A 16819-nucleotide genomic window follows, 5' to 3' on the forward strand; every position below is an offset into this window, starting at 1 on the left:
CGCCGCCGTCCCCCGCGGCGAGCCCACGCAAGCCATGACCCAGAAGCTCACCATCACCCGCCCGGACGACTGGCACCTGCACCTGCGCGATGGCGCGGCGCTCGCCGCCGTACTGCCCGACACCGCCCGCCAGTTCGCGCGCGCGATCATCATGCCGAACCTGAAGCCCCCCGTGACCACGGTGGAACAGGCGCAGGCCTACCGCGCCCGCATCCTGGCGGCGCTGCCGGCCGGCATGCAGTTCGAGCCGCTGATGACGCTGTACCTGACCGACAACACCAGCCCCGAGGAAATCGTCGCGGCCAAGGCCAGCGGCTTCGTGCACGGCGTCAAGCTGTACCCGGCGGGCGCCACCACCAACAGCGACGCCGGCGTGACCGACATCCGCCGCTGCTACGCCGCGCTGGAAGCGATGCAGCGCGAAGGCCTGCCGCTGCTGGTGCACGGCGAAGTCACCGACCCGGCCATCGATATCTTCGACCGCGAGGCCGTGTTCATCGACCAGGTGATGGCGCCGCTGCGCCGCGACATGCCCGAACTGAAAGTAGTGTTCGAGCACATCACCACCAAGGACGCCGCCCAGTACGTGCTGGAAGCCAGCGGCCCGGTCGGCGCCACCATTACTGCCCACCACCTGCTGTACAACCGCAACGCGATCTTCACCGGCGGCATCCGCCCGCACTATTACTGCCTGCCGGTGCTCAAGCGCGAAACCCATCGCGAGGCGCTGGTCGCGGCCGCCACCTCCGGCAACCCGCGCTTCTTCCTCGGCACCGACAGCGCGCCGCACGCGCGCGGCCTGAAGGAGCACGCCTGCGGCTGCGCCGGCTGCTACACCGCGCTGCATGCGATGGAGCTGTATGCCGAGGCCTTCGACGCCGCCGGCGCGCTGGACAAGCTGGAAGCCTTCGCCAGCTTCAACGGCCCGGCCTTCTACGGCCTGCCGCGCAACACCGGCACGCTGACGCTGGAGCGCGAAGACTGGCAGTTGCCGGCCGAACTGCCGTACGGCGACACCACGCTGGTGCCGCTGCGCGGTGGCGAAACGCTGCGCTGGAAGGCGCGCTGACCGCTGCGGCATTGCCAGCCGGAGCAACTGCGGCGGGCGAATCCTTCGCCGCCGCGCTGGCCGGGATCGACTGGTCCCGGCCATGGTTCCAACCCTTTGCCCCGCGCGGCGCGGCGCTGGCCGCGGCAGTGCAGGGCGGGGCCGACCTGCGGGCACTGCTCGATGCAGAGTCTGGCGCAATGGGCCTGCAGAACGCGCGCGGCCTGCCGCTGCGCTTTGTCCCGCAACTGGCCTTGCCCGAGGGCAGCGCCTACGAAGCGCATATCGACGCCACCGGCGAGGTCCCGACGCGCGACAATCTCCACGATTTCTTCAATGCCCTGGTCTGGCTGTATTTCCCCCGGGCCAAGCGCGTGCTCAATCAGATCCAGGCCACGGTGATCGCGCGCGAAGGTGTACGAACCGCGCGCGGCGGCGTACGCGACGCGGCCACGCTGTTCGACGAGAACGCGGTGCTGTTCCTGAGCGAAGACGACGAACATGCCGAAGCGCTGCGAGGGTTTGCCTGGCAGCAGCTCTTTGTCGACCAACGGCACGCGTGGGCCGCCGCCTGCAGGGTCGTGCCGTTCGGCCATGCACTGCTGGAAAAGCTGGTGCGGCCGTACAAAGCCGTGACCGCGCATGCCTGGACGCTGCCGCTGGTGGTGGATGGCGCGCTGGACAAGGCGGTGGCGTTGTCGCTGCAAGACGCTGCCGCAGCCGGCACACTGCGCGGCGGCCGCTGCTTCGCTCCGTTGCCTGTCATGGGGATCCCGGGATGGTGTGACGACAACGCCTCACCTGATTTCTATGCCGACACCACGGTGTTCCGGCCCGGGCGCATGCGGGATTTACGCCGGCAACCCGATTGAATCGGTGTTAGACTGCGGCCCGCAAAGCAGGCTAGGCAACCGCTGCCTGTACCGCAAGGTGCAGGGGGAGGAAAGTCCGGACTCCACAGGGCAGGGTGTTGGCTAACAGCCATCCACGGCAACGTGCGGAATAGGGCCACAGAGACGAGTCTTGCCGCCGGGTTCGCCCGGCGGCAAGGGTGAAACGCGGTAACCTCCACCTGGAGCAATCCCAAATAGGCAGGCGATGAAGCGGCCCGCTGAGTCTGCGGGTAGGGAGCTGGAGCCGGCTGGTAACAGCCGGCCTAGAGGAATGGTTGTCACGCGCCGCTGGCCGCAAGGCGGGCGGTGCGCACAGAATCCGGCTTATCGGCCTGCTTTGCTTCAGTCTTCGGCATGACCCGGCGCCTTCGCGGCACACCGGGCCGGCCAACTTCCATCAGCCTTCGACGATTTCCATCGTGTGCGTGATCTCGGCCGTCTTGGCCAGCATGATCGACGCCGAGCAGTACTTCTCGTGCGACAGCTTGATGGCGCGCTCGACCGTGGCGGGGTTGAGATTCTTGCCGGTCACCACAAAATGGAAGTTGATGCGGGTGAAGACCTTGGGGTCCTCGCTGGCACGGTCGGCCTGAAGCTGCACGCTGCAGCCGGTTACCTCCTGGCGGCCGCGCTTGAGGATCAGCACCACGTCATAGGCCGTGCAGCCGCCGGTGCCGACCAGCACCATTTCCATCGGCCGCGGCGCAAGGTTATGGCCACCGCCCTCGGGAGCGCCGTCCATCGCGACGATATGGCCGCTGCCGGTCTGGGCGACGAAGCTCATGCCGTCCACGCCCATCCAAGTTACTTTGCATTCCATTTTGTTCGTTCCTGTCGTTTCTGTTGTGGTATTGCGATCACAAGCGCGTGACCCCGAATCTTGCATTTCTGAGTATATGGCATCGTCAAGTTCGGCCGCCGGCTGCCGATATCCTTAGGAAATCTGAGGGTTTCCTCTAATGTGACAACTCGGCGACACTGTCACTTTTAGTTTAAGTGTTTGAATATTAAGAAGATTTTATGGGTGTGCGGCGAGGCTCTTTTTTTCCACAATACGAAATCGCATTTCGCACTACAAATTTCCCTTGCATCCGGGAAAACCCCATGTATAATTTCAATCATTGAACGACGGCGCTGACAGCGCGCCAGAGTGCGAAAGCGAAGCCTCCCGGCCAAGCCCTCCGCACCGCCCGCAGGTCCCACCGTCGATCTCCAAGTGTCTCCTCCACCCTCCTCCTTTGGTGGATTCAAACCCAAGCTAAACCAGCTTGGGTTTTTTTTCGCCCCTGCACGGAAGCCGTCCCCACGGCCGGCTTGGCAGAGTGGCGCATGCTGCCCAGGCAGGCAATTTGTGGCGACGATCTTGACGAAAACCTCAGTCTTTGCTTGTGCCAGCCCAAGAGCCGCCATTATAATCGTGGGCTTTTCCGTCATGCCCGCGGGAAAGAGAAGCAGCATCCGGCCAGTCCCAGGACAGGCCACAAGACTTGCAGGGGCGAGCACAAGCCTTCGCGAGTCGGATTTCGGGCACGAACTAATAGTCAGGAAAAATCATGAAGACCTTTTCCGCCAAGCCTCATGAGGTAAAGCGCGACTGGTACGTGATTGACGCGACGGACAAAGTCCTCGGCCGTGTCGCCAGCGAAGTGGCACGCCGTCTGCGCGGCAAGCACAAGCCGGAATTCACTCCGCACGTCGACACGGGTGATTACATCATCATCGTCAATGCAGCCAAGCTGCGTGTCACGGGTACCAAGGAAACGGACAAGAAGTACTATCGCCATTCGGGCTACCCGGGCGGTATCTACGAAACGACGTTCGGCAAGATGCAACAGCGTTTCCCGGGCCGTGCCCTGGAAAAGGCTGTGAAGGGCATGCTGCCGAAGGGTCCGCTGGGCTACGCGATGATCAAGAAGCTGAAGGTTTACGCCGAAGCCGAGCATCCGCACGAAGCGCAGCAGCCCAAGGCGCTGGAAATCTAAGGAGGCCAATCCATGATCGGTAACTGGAATTACGGTACTGGCCGCCGCAAGAGCGCTGTGGCTCGTGTCTTCATCAAGTCGGGCAAGGGCGACATCGTCGTCAACGGCAAGCCCATCAAAGAGTATTTCGCTCGCGAAACCTCGCTGATGATCGTGCGCCAGCCCCTGGAACTGACCGCCCACGGCGAAACGTTCGACATCAAGGTCAACGTGACCGGCGGTGGCGAAACGGGCCAGGCCGGCGCAGTGCGCCACGGCATCACCCGCGCCCTGATCGACTACGACGCGACCCTGAAGTCGGCCCTGTCGAAGGCTGGCTACGTCACGCGCGATGCACGTGAAGTCGAGCGTAAGAAGGTCGGCTTCCACAAGGCGCGTCGTCGCAAGCAGTTCTCGAAGCGCTGATGCGTTTTCGCGGTCCTGGTCCCTGCCGGATGCCGCGAAATCCAGAAAAACCGCACGCTGGCCGTGCGGTTTTTTTTCGCCTGTTCCCTGCGGATTCACATCCGGCTGCCGAAATAGCGGGTGGAGCCAGACTTTTGTGGGGTATGCGATGCACGCGGATACAATCACGCCCTGTCGCTATCGGCAAGCCGTCTGTCATGGCGACGCGCCCCGGGCCCGGCGGCCCGGTACGAACGAGAGAGGAGTGAGCGATGTTGTTTTCGAAGAAGAAGGGCCTTTCGATCGATACGCTGATCGGCGCAGACACCGCCATCGACGGCGACCTGGTGTTTGCCGGAGGCCTGCGGCTAGATGGGCGTGTGCGCGGCAACGTCACCGCGGCGCCGGGCAAGGCAAGCATGCTGGTGGTCAGCGAGAAGGGTATGGTCGAAGGCGAGATCAGCGTCGGCCATCTGGTGCTGAATGGCACGGTGAAGGGGCCGGTGCAAGCGACCGACCTGCTGGAGTTGCAGCCGCAGGCCCGCGTGCTGGGAGACGTGCGTTATGCGGCGCTGGAGATGCACCAGGGAGCACTGGTCGAAGGGAGGCTGGTGCCGCTGGCACAGGGCGCGGCCGGTGAAGTCAAGGCGTTGCCCAACGTGATCGATGGCGGTGCCGTAACGGAAGTGACGGAAAAGACGGCTGAAACAGATGCTGCGGACGACGAAACTCCGCCAGACGCAGCCAGTCCCACCGAAAAGGCCGCCTGAGCGGCCTGCCGCACGTCCGGAATCCCTTGAAAACAAAGGGGTTCGGCACGATCTTCCAGTAGCGCTTAGAATACAGGCGTATCTAAACAGGAGAACACCCCATGAACGCAGTCGCAGAGGCACCCGTTACCGAGGACGTGCCGGCACCGTTCGTCTTTACCGACAGCGCCGCCGACAAGGTCAAGCAGTTGATCGAGGAAGAGGGCAATGCCGAGCTGAAACTGCGCGTGTTCGTGCAGGGCGGCGGCTGCTCGGGCTTCCAGTACGGCTTTACCTTCGACGAGGAAGTCAACGAAGACGACACTACCATGGTCAAGAACGGCGTCACCCTGCTGATCGACTCGATGAGCTACCAGTACCTGGTCGGCGCCGAGATCGACTACAAGGAAGACATCAACGGCGCCCAGTTTGTGATCAAGAACCCGAATGCCTCGACCACCTGCGGTTGCGGCTCGTCGTTCTCGGTCTGAGCGGTTCCGGCCCCAAAAAAACGCACCTTCGGGTGCGTTTTTTTGTTTCGGGATCGTGACTACTGGCCGGCGCGCCAGACCACCGGAAACCAGTCCTCGCGCAAGCGCTCGCCGGTCTGCTGGCCGATGCCGGGAAACGGGGGCGAGGTACGTCCCGGCCGTTGCATGAAGCGCACGTCGTCCCCAAGGAAACGCGCCGAGAACGCGCGCCGGCGGCCGGTGCCGGTATTGCCCGCGGCGCCGTGCACGGTGCGGAAGTCGAATACCACCGCATCGCCCGGTTCCAGTTCGGGCGCAAGCAGCGTGTGGCTGCCGTCCTCGACATCCGGCATGTCCATGAATGCACTGTCATCGTTGCCCTGGCCGCCATAGAAGCTTTCGTTGCTGGCCCAGCGCCTGGGCCGTACCAGCCGCGGCCAGCGATGCGAGCCGGCCACCACGCGCAGCGTATTGGCCTGCGTGACGGGATCCAGCGGGATCCAGTAGCTCGCGGTCTGGGTGCCGTCGACGCAGTAGTAGGGCAGGTCCTGGTGCCACGGCGTGGGCTTGGCCGTGCCAGGCTCCTTCACCAGGATGTGTTCGTGGAACACCTGCACGGCCTGCGATTGCATGATGCGGCCGGCGATGGACCCCGCCGCGGACTGGCGGATAAAAGCATCGAACGGCGCGATGCGCTGCCAATTGCAGTAGTCCTCGAAAAAGCGCCCGCCTTCGCCGGGCCGTACGTTCTCGATGGCGAAAGGGCCAGGCTCGGCCAGGTTCTGCGCGAAGCCTTCGCGCAGGGTCTCGATCCACTCCGCGAACGCGCCGCGCAGCACCAGCACGCCGTCGCGCTGGTAGGTATCGATCTGTTCCTGGGTAATTTCCATGGCGGGGGCTCCGTTTGACGATGCTCGCAGTATCGGCATCCGTCATGGATAGGAAAAGCATATATTTCCTATGGTGTGATATAGGAAAATATGATCCCTTTCTCTTTCCGCCAGCTCGAGTACTTCGTCGCCGCCGCCGAGCACGGCAGCATCAGCGCGGCGGCGCGCGCCCGCCATGTGTCGCAGCCGTCTGTATCGACCGCGATCGCACAGCTGGAAGACACGGTGGGAGAGCCGCTGTTCCGGCGCCAGGTCAGCCGCGGCCTGGCGCTGACGCCGGCCGGCCAGCGCCTGCTTGGCCGTGCGCGCGACATATTGGCGCTGGCGGCGGGCCTGACTGCCGACGAAGCGGGCGAGCGCGGCCTGAGCGGCCAGTTGTCGCTGACGTGTTTCCAGGACCTGGGGCCGTATTTCGTGCCGCGCCTGCTAGCCGGCTTCCGCGAGCGGCACCCCCGGGTCTCGGTGACGCTGTTCGAGGCTGACCTCGCCACCGTGCACCGCGCGTTGCAGGCCGGCAAGGCGGAACTGGCGCTGACCTACGACCTCGGGCTGGATGCCCGCACCGAGCGCTGCACACTTGCGCAACTGCCCCCCTACGCGCTGCTGCCCGCTGGACACGCGCTGGCGCACAGCGCAGATGTGAGCCTGGCCGACCTTGCCCGCGAGCGTCTGATCCTGGAGGACATCCCGCAGACTCGCGAGTACTTCCTGTCGCTGTTCTGGGCGGATGGTTTGCACCCGGCACTGCACCAGTACACGCAGACCTTCGAGATGCAGCGCGGACTGGTCGCGCACGGCTACGGCGTGGCGCTGTCTTGCACCCGGCCGGCGGGGGACCACAGCTACGACGGCATGCCGATCGCCTGCCTGCCGCTACGCGAGCCGGTGACGCCGCAGCGCGTGGTGCTGGCGCGCTCGCCGGCCATGCGGCCGTCGCCGCTGGCGCAGGCATTCATGACGTATGTGGAGGAGGGCGGCGCCGGCGCGGAAGCGGTTCAGCGCGGATAGATCGCGCCCAGCACGCGCTGGCCGGCAGCGCCGGTCACGGTTGGCACGTTGCCAGGCAGGCGCAGCGTGCACTGGCGCGCCAGCCAGGCAAAGGCGATGGCTTCCACCTGAGAGACCGGCACGCCATAGTGTTCCGAGGTTTCGATGGCCACGCCAGGCAGCGCCTGCGCCAGCCGCGTCATCACGAAGGCGTTACGGGCGCCGCCGCCGCAGACCACGAGGCGCCTTGCGTCACCCGCATGGGTACGGATATCGCGCGCGATGGCTTCGGCGGTCAGCGCCGCCAGCGTCGCCTGCACGTCATCAGGCGCGAGGTGCCCGAAAGCCTGCAGCTGGATATCGAGCCAGCCGGGATGGAACAGGTCGCGGCCGGTGCTCTTGGGCGGCGGCGCGCTGAAGTAAGGATCCGCCAGGCACCGCGCCAGCAGCGCATCGTCGATGCGCCCGCTGGCCGCCCAGTCGCCATTGCTGTCGAACGGCAGCTCGCGGTGGCGATGGATCCAGTAGTCGAGCAGCGCATTGCCCGGGCCGCAGTCGAAACCGCTGACGGCGCCGGTGGCAGGCAGGATGCTGATATTGGAAATGCCGCCGATATTGCAGGCGACACGAGTCTCGACGTCGCTGCCGAACAGCGCATGATGCAGCGCCGGCACCAGCGGTGCGCCCTGGCCGCCAGCGGCGACGTCGCGGCTGCGGAAGTCCGCCACCACATCGATGCCGGTGAGTTCGGCCAACCGGGCCGGATGCTGGCTCTGGCGCGTGTAGCCGATGCCGTCGTACAGGCCGGGCCGGTGCCGGATGGTCTGGCCATGCGCGCCGATGGCGGCGACCGCGGCGGCCGGCACGCCGGCCTCGCGCAGCAGCGTGGCCACGCAGGCGGCGTAGACCTCGGCCAGCGCATTGGCCGCCAGTGCCTCGCGGTGGATCTCGTTCTCGCCCGGCTGCTGCAGGGCGCCGTATGCGGCGCGCAGCGCCTCGGGGAAAGGTTCGCTGGCGGCGGCCAGTACTTCCGGCCGCGCGCCGCTGAAATCGACCAGCACCGCATCGGCACCGTCCATGCTGGTGCCGGACATGATGCCGATATAGCGTTCGCTGCCTGGCACGGGCGGGGTCACGGTCGGCGCGTCAGTTGGAAGCGGTCAGCACGTTGTAGGCACGCAGCGCATTGATGCGGCTGAGCAGCCCGCTGGTGTAGGTCTGGAATTCCTGGCGCGACTTGCCGCTCAGCGGCGGGGATTCCATCAGCGTGATGGTCAGCGGGTTCTGCGGCACGTCGTTGAAGCGGAACTCATAGTGCAGGTGCGGCCCGGTAGCCCAGCCGGTCGAGCCGACATAGCCGATCAGCTGGCCTTGCCGCACCGGCTGGCCCTGGCGCATGCCGGCAAAGCCGGACAGGTGCGCGTAGTAGGTCGAGTAGCCGTTGGCATGGCTCAGGATGACGATGTTGCCGTAGCCGTTCTGCTGGCCGACGAATTCGACCACGCCATCGCCGGTGGCCAGCACCTTGGTGCCGGTCGGGGCGGCGAAGTCCACGCCCTTGTGCTGGGCCCAGTCGTGGTGCAGCGGATGCTCGCGGCCGCCGAAGCCCGACGACACGCGCGAGAACTCCACCGGCGAACGCAGGAACGGCCGCTTCATGCTGCGCCCGTCGAACGTGTAATAGGCGCCGGCGCCATCCTTGCCATCTTCGGGCGAGAACCACAGCGCCTGGTGCAGCTGGTTGCGGTTGATCAGCTCGATCGCGATCACGCGGCCGTTGCGCACGAAGGTGCCGTCGCGGAAGCCGGCTTCATAGATGATGCGGAAGCGGTCGCCGCTGGCGATATCGTGGTGGAAGTCGATCACGCCGGAGAAGATCGACAGCATCTGCTGCACGACCTCGTCGGGCACGTTGGCCGCGTCCATGGCCTTGAAGAAGCCGGCGCCGGAAATCGCGCCCGACGCCATCTCGTAGTGGACGTCGTTGTCGACGCGCTGGACCTTGGCCTTGTAGGCGGCGGTGCCGTTGCCGGTGGCCGCGCGCACGCGCTCGATCACCAGCTCGCGCGAGGCCGCGGCGTCGCCGCCGAGGTTGGCCTGCAGCGACACCAGCATGTTGCTTTCGTCGATCTCCGCTTGCACCGCCTGGCCGGGGTTCAGGCTGAACAGCCCGCGCGCGGTGGGGTTCTTGACGATAAAGGCTTGCGCATCGGGATCGTCCACGCCGAGACGGCGCAGCAGGCTGCCGATGGTGTCGCCGCGCTGCATGCGCTCTTCGCGCACGTACACGGCCTGGCTGTCGGTCAGCAGGTCGAGCTGCTCGCGCACGTCGGGCATGCGCAGGGGCTGCTCGGTGCGCGGGGCGAGCGGATCGTCGAAGGCGCTGCGCGGTGCCACGCCCATCGCCGCGGCCATGCCGAGCGTAAAGATTGCACCCACCGAGGCAGTGAGTTGCTTGCGCCGGCGCGCATGCTGGGGGTTGGTTGGGTCAACAAGAACCACCAGCTCGCGCGCGAAAACTTCGCGGAGTCTTGACCACATCACGTAAAATTCAACCTTGGTCTGAGCACCGCTGCTGCAACGATGTGTCTCGTCTGCCTTCCTCCCCCGAGGTGCGGCGCGTGCTGTTCACTTTATCGGGTCACCTGCATCGGATCGCCGCATCGATTCATTTCGAGGGCTGCGGCAGGTGACGATTGGCGCACTGGGGAGGCTCCCGCTGGCGCCGGGAAAGGCGGATTATACCAAAAACCGCTGCTCGCGGCTGTCGGAATCTTTCCTAAAATTTCATGTATTTCAAAGACTTACGTCATGACTGAAGTTTCCACGGGCCCCGCGGCCAAATACCCCTTGACGCCGTCGGTGATGCACGCCCTGGAGGTCTCCAAGCGTGGCTGCGACGAACTTCTGATCGAATCCGAATGGGCGCAGAAGCTGGCGCGCAGCGAGGCCACCGGCGTGCCGCTGCGCATCAAGCTGGGCCTGGATCCGACCGCGCCCGACATCCATATCGGCCACACGGTGGTGCTGAACAAGCTGCGCCAGCTGCAGGACCTCGGTCACCAGGTGATCTTCCTGATCGGCGATTTCACCTCGACCATCGGCGATCCGTCGGGCCGCAACAGCACGCGCCCGCCGCTGACGCGCGAGCAGATCGAGGCCAACGCGCAGACCTACTACCGCCAGGCCAGCCTGGTGCTGGACCCGGCCCGCACCGAGATCCGCTACAACAGCGAGTGGTGCGACCCGCTGGGCGCGCGCGGCATGATCCAGCTGGCCGCCAAGTACACCGTGGCCCGGATGATGGAGCGCGACGACTTCACCAAGCGGTTCCGCTCCGGGATTCCGATCTCGGTGCATGAGTTCCTCTACCCGCTGATGCAGGGCTATGACTCGGTCGCGCTCAAGTCCGACCTGGAGCTCGGCGGCACCGACCAGAAGTTCAACCTGCTGGTCGGCCGCGAGCTGCAGAAGGAATATGGCCAGGAGCCGCAGTGCATCCTGACCATGCCGCTGCTGGTGGGCCTGGACGGCGTCGAGAAGATGTCCAAGTCCAAGGGCAACTACGTCGGCGTGACCGAGGCGCCCAACGACATGTTCGGCAAGCTGATGAGCATCTCGGACGACCTGATGTGGCAGTACTACACGTTGCTGTCGTTCCGCCCGCTTGCCGAGATCGACCTGATGAAGCAGGAAATCGCCGCGGGCCGCAACCCGCGCGACTGCAAGGTGCTGTTGGCGCAGGAGATCGTGGCGCGCTTCCACAGCCAGGCCGATGCCGAGAAGGCGCTGGAAGACTTCAACCACCGCGCCCGCGGCGGCGTGCCCGACGATATCCCCGCAGTCAGCCTGGAAGGTGCCCCGCTGGGCATCGCGCAGCTGCTCAAGCAGGCCAACCTGGTACCGTCCACGTCCGAGGCCAACCGCAATATCGAGCAGGGCGGTGTCAAGATCGACGGTGCCACGGTCAGCGACAAGGCCACCAGGGTCGCCGCCGGCACCTACGTCGTGCAGGTCGGCAAGCGCCGCTTCGCGCGCGTGACGCTGTCCTGAGGCGGCGGGCATGATTGCGCTGATCCAGCGTGTCGCGCAGGCCCGCGTGACCGTCGAGGGCCGCACCACCGGCGAGATCGGCGCCGGCCTGCTGGCACTGGTCTGCGCCGAGCGCGGCGACACCGAGGCGCAGGCCGAGCGCCTGCTTGCCAAGATGCTGTCGTACCGGGTGTTTTCGGATGCCGCCGGCAAGATGAACCTGCCGGTGCAGGACATGGACGGCAACGGCAATGCCGGCGGCCTGCTGGTGGTGTCGCAGTTCACGCTGGCGGCCGACACCAACAGCGGCACGCGGCCCAGCTTCACGCCGGCGGCCTCGCCGGAAGACGGCAAGCGGTTGTACGAACATTTCGTGGCGAAGGCGCGCGCGGCGCATCCGCAGGTGCAGACCGGCGAGTTCGGCGCGATGATGCAGGTCAGCCTGGTCAACGACGGGCCGGTCACGTTCTGGCTGCGGGTGCCGCCGGCCTGATGCCGAGCGCCAGACCGCAGATCGCAAGACAGATCCCAAGCTGCCGCGCCCCGGCGCGTCATCAAGACAGGAGAGACAAATGAAACTCTGGAGCAAGTCCTTCAACGACAACGCGCCGATCCCTGGCGAGTTTGCTTTCTGCGTGCCCGATGCCGCCAGCCACGTGGCCTTGTCGGCCAACCGCAATCCCGACCTGCACTGGGAAGACGCGCCGGTCGAGACGCGCTCGTTCGTACTGATCTGCCATGACCGCGACGTGCCCAGCAAGGGCGACGACGTCAACCAGGACGGCCGCGAAGTGCCGGCGTCGCTGCCGCGCGTGGACTTTTTCCACTGGGTGCTGGTCGACATTCCGCCGGGCCTGAGCTCGATCGCGGCCGCCTCGCACAGCGATGGCGTGATCGCGCGCGGCAAGCCGGGTCCCGAGGCCACCGGCGGCACCGCCACCGCGGGTGGCCTGCGCCACGGCATCAACGACTACACCGGCTGGTTCGCCGGCGATGCCGACATGAAGGGCGACTATTTCGGCTATGACGGCCCGTGCCCGCCGTGGAACGACACGCTGCTGCACCACTACGTGTTCACGCTGTATGCGCTGGACATCGACCGCGTGCCGCTGGATGGCACCTTCACCGGCGCGCAGGTGCGCGACGCGATCCAGGGCCACGTGCTGGCGCAGGCCAGCCTGACCGGCACCTACACGCTCAATCCCAAGCTGGCGCAGTAGGCGGCTTCAAGGAAACCGAAGGAATCGGCATGTCGCTAAGCTCCGGGCTGCAATCGCTGGCCTTTACCCACCTGATCGTAATCCGCCATGGCGAAACGGCCTGGAACCGGGAGCGCCGGCTGCAAGGCCAGCTCGATATTCCGCTGAACGAGACCGGCCGCGCCCAGGCGCGCGCGCTGGCTGCCGCGCTGGCCGGCGAGCCGATCGATGCGGTGTATTCCAGCGACCTGTCGCGGGCCATGGAAACTGCTGCGCCGCTCGCCGAAGCGCTCGGGCTGCAGATCCGCCCCGACGCGCGCCTGCGCGAACGCAGCTACGGCACCCTGCAGGGCAAGACCTACGCCGAAGTGGCCGAGGACCTGCCCGAAGACTTTGCCCGCTGGCAGGCGCGCGTGCCGGACTACGCGCCGCCGCAGGGCGAATCGCTGCTCGGTTTCCACGAGCGCACCGTCGACGCCGTGCTGGCGCTGTCGCGCCGCCATCCCGGCGAGCGCATCGCGCTGGTCGCGCACGGCGGCGTGCTCGACTGCCTGTACCGCGAGGCCACCGGCATGACGCTGGAAGCGCCGCGCCAGCATGAGTTGCTCAATGCCAGTGTCAACCGGCTGCGCAGTGACAGCTCGCACCTGACGCTGGCGGCGTGGGGGGACGTGAGCCACCTGGAAAACCTGGCGCTGGACGAGGTGGACCGGCGAGTGCCTTGAAGCTTTGGATGTTCCTTCTCCCGCCCGGCGGGAGAGGGCTTCAGACCCTCACGCGGAACGGCGTGAAGTCGGTATGCCGGTCGAAGTAGTCCTCGTTCTCCGCCCGCTTCAGGAACCCAACCACCTTGTACGTCACCGGCGTCATCACGACTTCCCAGCCGGTCTTCAGCACATACTGCGCCACGGCGACCTGGACTACCTTCTCCAGCGGCCAGATGCCATAGAAGGCGATCACGTAAAACAGCGACGAATCCACCAGTTCGCCCGCCAGGGTCGAGCCGATCGTGCGCGTCCACAGCCACCGCCCCCCTGTCCACAGCTTCATCTTGGCCAGCACATAGCTGTTGGTGAAACTGCCGCAGCAGAATGCGATCAGCGACCCAAGCGCGATGCGCCAGGTGTTGCCAAACACATCCTGCAAGCTCTTCTGATAGTCCGCCATGAATGGCGCGACCGGCATGTTTAGCACCACCAGGCTCATGAAGGTGGCGAATGCCAGCGCGGCAAAGCCGGCCCAGACCACGCGCCGGTCACGGCCATAGCCGTAGACCTCGGTCAGCACGTCGCCAAAGATGTACGAAATCGGAAAGAACAGCACGCCGGCGCCGAAGGTCACCGTGCCGATCACGGGCAGCGTCACCTGCGCCGCCTTGGCCGCGCCGATCAGGTTCGAACACAGCAGCACGGTGACGAACGCCACCATGACGAAGTCATAGTAGCGGTAGACGCGGCCCGGTTGGGTCGTGCTGGCGGGGACGGCGGACATGGGGGCTCCCGGTCGGACGCGCTGGCGCGGTATTTTGGGCGCGATTATGCCAGCGGGCCGCGGATTCCGTCGTGCCTGCCGCGGACCGGTCCAAGCGTTGCTGCGGCCGCCTGAAATGAAGATTCCCGGCCGAAGCCGGGAATTTCGGATGCAGCGGCGCAGCCGGGTGGCCGCGTCAGATCTCCAGCTTGCTGATCTTGGAGCCGTTCACCGAGACGTCGAACATCAGGCCGGCATTGGTCTGCACGAAGGCAATCACCGGCTGCTGGCTGGTCAGGGTGTCGAGCCTGCCGTCCGCCCCGACCTTGGCCACCGCCACGTTGGCATCGGCGCCGGCGGTCCAGCCCTTGCTGGCAACAAACTTGTTGTAGGCCTCCGGGGTCATGAACATGATGATGACGGCCTTGGACTGCCCGCCGGCGGTCAGCCCGACCGAGGCCTGCGTGGTGCTGTAGTAGCCGACCGTTGCACCCTTCGATCGCAGCGCACCCTCGCCGTATTCGCCGCCTACCACCAGGCCGGCCGAGATGACACGCGGGAACACCAGGACCCCCTGCGCACGCTGCGCCAGGTCGCGTGCGCCGGCGTTGGCCGCGAACAGCCGGTTCAACGCCCCGTCCACCCCGGCATCGATTTCCTGCTTCTTGGCGACCGGGTCTTTCGAGGCGCTGGTGCCGGTGGTGGTGCAGCCTGCCGCCATTGCGGTGGCAACGAGCAGGCCCGAGCCGGCAACCCGGGTAACAAAGTGGCGACGATTCATAGGTAACCTCCTGGTGGGGAAAAGTACCGCGCCCGGCACGGTGTTTAGTTGGCTGCGGCCGCCGCCGGTGCCTTGACCGTGATGGCCACCACTTCACGATAGACGAGCTTGGCCATCTGTCCGCGCTTGATCTGGTTCAGGTCGATGGCGGGATCCTCGACCTTGACGGTGCGCAGCGTCTCGCGCGGTCCACGGAACGTGACCAGGCGCTTGGCCGGATCGACCTTGGTGATCTCGGCGGTGACCGTGGTGGTGATCTCGCGCGCGATGCCGGGCTTGCCGCCTTCGGCGGCGCGCGTGGTGCGGTCAACCTGCTCGGCCATGGCCGTGGTCTTGCTGTCGAGCGGCTCCAGCGATGCCACCAGGGCCGCGCCCCGGGTCACGGTGACGATGTCGCCCTTGCGCACCTGGCCGAAGTTCTTCGCTTCGTCGCCCGCGACCAGTTCGACCACATTGCCGCGCGGGCCTTGCACCAGCACCGCCTTGGAGTTGGGATCGATATCAATGATCTTGCCGCTGATCACGGCTTCTTCGGCGACGCCGACGGGACCCTGCGCACGCTGGGCGTTGGCGTTCCCGGCAGCCAGCAGCGCCAATGCGGCACTGGCCAGGGTGGCGGCGAGAAGGGACGAGGCGGAGCGGCGCAGGCGACGGCTCATGGCATTCCTTGCAGGTTCGGAAACCGGTTCACAATGGCGCCGCAACCGCGGGGCAACCTTGGGCTGCCTACTGGACGGTCATCGGCGGGCACCGGCAGGTGCCGATGAAGCCATTGTGGACAATGGGCCATGGGCCAGCAATCCACTTCGAAAAAATTTGGGGCGCGAGATTAAAACGTTTAATTGGCTGATGCCGACGCCCCGTCGCCGTGCCTTACTGCCCGTCGAACAACTCGCCGCCGCCAGGCTGCGGCGACGCCAGCCCGAAATGCCGGTAGGCTGCCGCCGTGGCCACGCGCCCGCGTGGCGTGCGCTGCAGGTAGCCCTGCTGTATCAGGTAGGGCTCGAGCACGTCCTCGATGGTGTCGCGCTCCTCGCCGATGGCCGCGGCCAGGTTGTCCACGCCCACCGGGCCCCCGCCGAACTTGTGCAGCACCGCTTCCAGCAATTTGCGGTCCATCAGGTCGAAGCCGACGCGGTCGACGTCGAGCATGGCCAGCGCGGCATCGGCCATCTCGCGCGTGATGGTGCCGTCGCCCTTGACCTCGGCATAGTCGCGCACGCGGCGCAGCAGCCGGTTGGCGATACGCGGGGTGCCGCGCGCGCGCCGCGCGATCTCCAGCGCGCCCAGCGGATCGATGCTGGCGTGCAGCAACTGCGCCGAACGCGTGACGATGCGCGCCAGTTCCTCCGCGTTGTAGAACTCCAGCCGCGCCACGATGCCGAAGCGGTCGCGCAGCGGATTGGTCAGCATGCCGGCGCGCGTGGTGGCGCCCACCAGCGTGAACGGCTGCAGGTCGAGCTTGACCGAACGGGCCGCCGGGCCTTCGCCGATCATGATGTCGATCTGGTAGTCCTCCAGCGCCGGGTACAGGATCTCCTCGACGACCGGAGACAGCCGGTGGATCTCGTCGATGAAAAGCACGTCGTTGGCTTCCAGGTTGGTCAGCAGCGCCGCCAGGTCGCCCGGGCGCTCCAGCACCGGCCCAGACGTTTGGCGCAGGCCCACGCCCATCTCGCGCGCGATGATATGGGCCAGCGTGGTCTTGCCCAGCCCCGGCGGGCCGAACAGCAGCACGTGGTCGAGCGCCTCGCGCCGCTTGCGCGCGGCGTGCATGAAGATATCGAGCTGCCCGCGCACCTTTTCCTGGCCGACGTACTCGTCCAGCAGCTTGGGCCGCAGCGCGCGCTCGAACGCCTCCTCCTGCGACGAGGCGGGGGTGGCGGAAATTACGCGGGCGGGGGCGGAAAGCTTGTCGGTCTCGATCATGGCGC

At 66.1% G+C, this 16819-nt stretch carries 19 protein-coding genes and 1 other RNA gene; 12 read left to right on the forward strand and 8 right to left on the reverse strand.

The window, feature by feature from the left end:
* Window positions 1-34 precede the first annotated feature (34 nt).
* The 3 genes from pyrC to rnpB all read left to right on the forward strand — a co-directional run bounded on the left by pyrC (window position 35) and on the right by rnpB (window position 2284).
* On the forward strand, window positions 35-1069 hold the full coding sequence (gene pyrC / locus E1J61_RS08940) for a dihydroorotase (RefSeq protein WP_133093721.1): 1035 nt from the start codon (window positions 35-37) through the stop codon (window positions 1067-1069).
* Window positions 1070-1080: 11 nt separating this feature from the next.
* The gene (locus E1J61_RS08945; protein ID WP_133093722.1) at window positions 1081-1920 is read left to right on the forward strand and encodes a DUF3025 domain-containing protein; all 840 of its coding nucleotides are present in this window, start codon (window positions 1081-1083) and stop codon (window positions 1918-1920) included.
* A gap of 23 nt (window positions 1921-1943) precedes the next feature.
* Window positions 1944-2284: RNase P RNA component class A (rnpB, locus tag E1J61_RS08950), an RNA gene on the forward strand.
* 54 nt (window positions 2285-2338) lie between these two features.
* Here rnpB and E1J61_RS08955 read toward each other — a convergent pair.
* Window positions 2339-2761, reverse strand: coding sequence for an OsmC family protein (locus E1J61_RS08955; protein WP_133093723.1), 423 nt, complete (start codon window positions 2759-2761; stop codon window positions 2339-2341).
* Between the two features lie 733 nt (window positions 2762-3494).
* Here E1J61_RS08955 and rplM point away from each other — a divergent pair.
* The 4 genes from rplM to erpA all read left to right on the forward strand — a co-directional run bounded on the left by rplM (window position 3495) and on the right by erpA (window position 5547).
* The gene (gene rplM / locus E1J61_RS08960) at window positions 3495-3923 is read left to right on the forward strand and encodes a 50S ribosomal protein L13 (protein ID WP_010813907.1); all 429 of its coding nucleotides are present in this window, start codon (window positions 3495-3497) and stop codon (window positions 3921-3923) included.
* A gap of 12 nt (window positions 3924-3935) precedes the next feature.
* Window positions 3936-4328: a 30S ribosomal protein S9 gene (rpsI, locus tag E1J61_RS08965; RefSeq protein WP_018312775.1), complete on the forward strand. Its 393-nt coding sequence runs from the start codon at window positions 3936-3938 to the stop codon at window positions 4326-4328.
* 251 nt (window positions 4329-4579) lie between these two features.
* Window positions 4580-5077: a polymer-forming cytoskeletal protein gene (locus E1J61_RS08970; RefSeq protein WP_133093724.1), complete on the forward strand. Its 498-nt coding sequence runs from the start codon at window positions 4580-4582 to the stop codon at window positions 5075-5077.
* 101 nt (window positions 5078-5178) lie between these two features.
* Window positions 5179-5547 (forward strand): iron-sulfur cluster insertion protein ErpA, encoded by a 369-nt coding sequence (gene erpA / locus E1J61_RS08975; protein ID WP_010813904.1) that lies wholly within the window; start codon window positions 5179-5181, stop codon window positions 5545-5547.
* A gap of 59 nt (window positions 5548-5606) precedes the next feature.
* Here erpA and E1J61_RS08980 read toward each other — a convergent pair whose 3' ends face one another.
* Window positions 5607-6416 carry a phytanoyl-CoA dioxygenase family protein gene (locus E1J61_RS08980; protein ID WP_133093725.1) on the reverse strand — a complete coding sequence of 270 codons (810 nt, stop codon included), beginning with the start codon at window positions 6414-6416 and terminating at the stop codon, window positions 5607-5609.
* Window positions 6417-6506: 90 nt separating this feature from the next.
* Between E1J61_RS08980 and E1J61_RS08985 the strand changes: the two genes are divergently transcribed.
* On the forward strand, window positions 6507-7424 hold the full coding sequence (locus E1J61_RS08985; RefSeq protein ID WP_133093726.1) for a LysR family transcriptional regulator: 918 nt from the start codon (window positions 6507-6509) through the stop codon (window positions 7422-7424).
* Here E1J61_RS08985 and E1J61_RS08990 read toward each other — a convergent pair.
* Together E1J61_RS08990 and E1J61_RS08995 are read right to left on the reverse strand one after the other, a co-directional pair.
* The gene (locus E1J61_RS08990) at window positions 7412-8497 is read right to left on the reverse strand and encodes an anhydro-N-acetylmuramic acid kinase (RefSeq protein WP_243736837.1); all 1086 of its coding nucleotides are present in this window, start codon (window positions 8495-8497) and stop codon (window positions 7412-7414) included. The genes E1J61_RS08985 and E1J61_RS08990 overlap by 13 nt on opposite strands.
* A 52-nt stretch (window positions 8498-8549) precedes the next feature.
* On the reverse strand, window positions 8550-9944 hold the full coding sequence (locus E1J61_RS08995) for a M23 family metallopeptidase (protein ID WP_133093728.1): 1395 nt from the start codon (window positions 9942-9944) through the stop codon (window positions 8550-8552).
* Window positions 9945-10214: 270 nt separating this feature from the next.
* Here E1J61_RS08995 and tyrS point away from each other — a divergent pair, with 270 nt between their 5' ends.
* The 4 genes from tyrS (at window position 10215) to E1J61_RS09015 (ending at window position 13359) form a co-directional block, all read left to right on the forward strand.
* A complete protein-coding gene (gene tyrS, locus E1J61_RS09000; RefSeq protein ID WP_133093729.1) occupies window positions 10215-11456 on the forward strand; it encodes a tyrosine--tRNA ligase in 1242 nt (413 codons plus the stop codon).
* A 10-nt stretch (window positions 11457-11466) separates the two neighbouring features.
* Window positions 11467-11928, forward strand: a complete 462-nt coding sequence (dtd, locus tag E1J61_RS09005; protein ID WP_133093730.1) for a D-aminoacyl-tRNA deacylase — start codon at window positions 11467-11469, stop codon at window positions 11926-11928.
* Between the two features lie 79 nt (window positions 11929-12007).
* Window positions 12008-12655 (forward strand): YbhB/YbcL family Raf kinase inhibitor-like protein, encoded by a 648-nt coding sequence (locus tag E1J61_RS09010; RefSeq protein ID WP_133093731.1) that lies wholly within the window; start codon window positions 12008-12010, stop codon window positions 12653-12655.
* Window positions 12656-12684: 29 nt separating this feature from the next.
* Complete coding sequence (locus tag E1J61_RS09015; RefSeq protein ID WP_133093732.1) at window positions 12685-13359, forward strand: histidine phosphatase family protein; 675 nt, start codon at window positions 12685-12687, stop codon at window positions 13357-13359.
* A 40-nt stretch (window positions 13360-13399) separates the two neighbouring features.
* On the opposite strand, the gene E1J61_RS09020 is transcribed toward E1J61_RS09015, so the two are convergent.
* From E1J61_RS09020 to ruvB, 4 genes are all read right to left on the reverse strand, one after another.
* Window positions 13400-14125 (reverse strand): queuosine precursor transporter, encoded by a 726-nt coding sequence (locus E1J61_RS09020; RefSeq protein ID WP_133093733.1) that lies wholly within the window; start codon window positions 14123-14125, stop codon window positions 13400-13402.
* 175 nt (window positions 14126-14300) lie between these two features.
* Window positions 14301-14885 carry a YSC84-related protein gene (locus E1J61_RS09025; protein ID WP_133093734.1) on the reverse strand — a complete coding sequence of 195 codons (585 nt, stop codon included), beginning with the start codon at window positions 14883-14885 and terminating at the stop codon, window positions 14301-14303.
* A 44-nt stretch (window positions 14886-14929) separates the two neighbouring features.
* Window positions 14930-15544, reverse strand: a complete 615-nt coding sequence (locus E1J61_RS09030) for a hypothetical protein (RefSeq protein WP_240745920.1) — start codon at window positions 15542-15544, stop codon at window positions 14930-14932.
* Between the two features lie 214 nt (window positions 15545-15758).
* On the reverse strand, window positions 15759-16814 hold the full coding sequence (gene ruvB / locus E1J61_RS09035) for a Holliday junction branch migration DNA helicase RuvB (protein ID WP_133093735.1): 1056 nt from the start codon (window positions 16812-16814) through the stop codon (window positions 15759-15761).
* Window positions 16815-16819: the final 5 nt, after the last annotated feature.

The sequence above is a fragment of the Cupriavidus sp. L7L genome (genome assembly GCF_004353535.1).
GTDB classification, from domain to species: domain Bacteria; phylum Pseudomonadota; class Gammaproteobacteria; order Burkholderiales; family Burkholderiaceae; genus Cupriavidus; species Cupriavidus oxalaticus_A.

Bases quoted from the DNA above. Each gene is read 5' to 3' on its own strand.
- erpA (WP_010813904.1), top strand. From the start codon at position 5,179: ATGAACGCAGTCGCAGAGGCACCCGTTACCGAGGACGTGCCGGCACCG.
- E1J61_RS08980 (WP_133093725.1), bottom strand. From the start codon at position 6,416: ATGGAAATTACCCAGGAACAGATCGATACCTACCAGCGCGACGGCGTG.
- E1J61_RS08955 (WP_133093723.1), bottom strand. From the start codon at position 2,761: ATGGAATGCAAAGTAACTTGGATGGGCGTGGACGGCATGAGCTTCGTC.
- E1J61_RS09020 (WP_133093733.1), bottom strand. From the start codon at position 14,125: ATGTCCGCCGTCCCCGCCAGCACGACCCAACCGGGCCGCGTCTACCGC.
- pyrC (WP_133093721.1), top strand. From the start codon at position 35: ATGACCCAGAAGCTCACCATCACCCGCCCGGACGACTGGCACCTGCAC.
- rplM (WP_010813907.1), top strand. From the start codon at position 3,495: ATGAAGACCTTTTCCGCCAAGCCTCATGAGGTAAAGCGCGACTGGTAC.
- E1J61_RS09030 (WP_240745920.1), bottom strand. From the start codon at position 15,544: ATGAGCCGTCGCCTGCGCCGCTCCGCCTCGTCCCTTCTCGCCGCCACC.
- E1J61_RS09015 (WP_133093732.1), top strand. From the start codon at position 12,685: ATGTCGCTAAGCTCCGGGCTGCAATCGCTGGCCTTTACCCACCTGATC.
- E1J61_RS08995 (WP_133093728.1), bottom strand. From the start codon at position 9,944: ATGTGGTCAAGACTCCGCGAAGTTTTCGCGCGCGAGCTGGTGGTTCTT.
- E1J61_RS08990 (WP_243736837.1), bottom strand. From the start codon at position 8,497: ATGTCCGGCACCAGCATGGACGGTGCCGATGCGGTGCTGGTCGATTTC.
- E1J61_RS09010 (WP_133093731.1), top strand. From the start codon at position 12,008: ATGAAACTCTGGAGCAAGTCCTTCAACGACAACGCGCCGATCCCTGGC.
- E1J61_RS08970 (WP_133093724.1), top strand. From the start codon at position 4,580: ATGTTGTTTTCGAAGAAGAAGGGCCTTTCGATCGATACGCTGATCGGC.
- dtd (WP_133093730.1), top strand. From the start codon at position 11,467: ATGATTGCGCTGATCCAGCGTGTCGCGCAGGCCCGCGTGACCGTCGAG.
- E1J61_RS09025 (WP_133093734.1), bottom strand. From the start codon at position 14,885: ATGAATCGTCGCCACTTTGTTACCCGGGTTGCCGGCTCGGGCCTGCTC.
- tyrS (WP_133093729.1), top strand. From the start codon at position 10,215: ATGACTGAAGTTTCCACGGGCCCCGCGGCCAAATACCCCTTGACGCCG.
- E1J61_RS08985 (WP_133093726.1), top strand. From the start codon at position 6,507: ATGATCCCTTTCTCTTTCCGCCAGCTCGAGTACTTCGTCGCCGCCGCC.
- ruvB (WP_133093735.1), bottom strand. From the start codon at position 16,814: ATGATCGAGACCGACAAGCTTTCCGCCCCCGCCCGCGTAATTTCCGCC.
- rpsI (WP_018312775.1), top strand. From the start codon at position 3,936: ATGATCGGTAACTGGAATTACGGTACTGGCCGCCGCAAGAGCGCTGTG.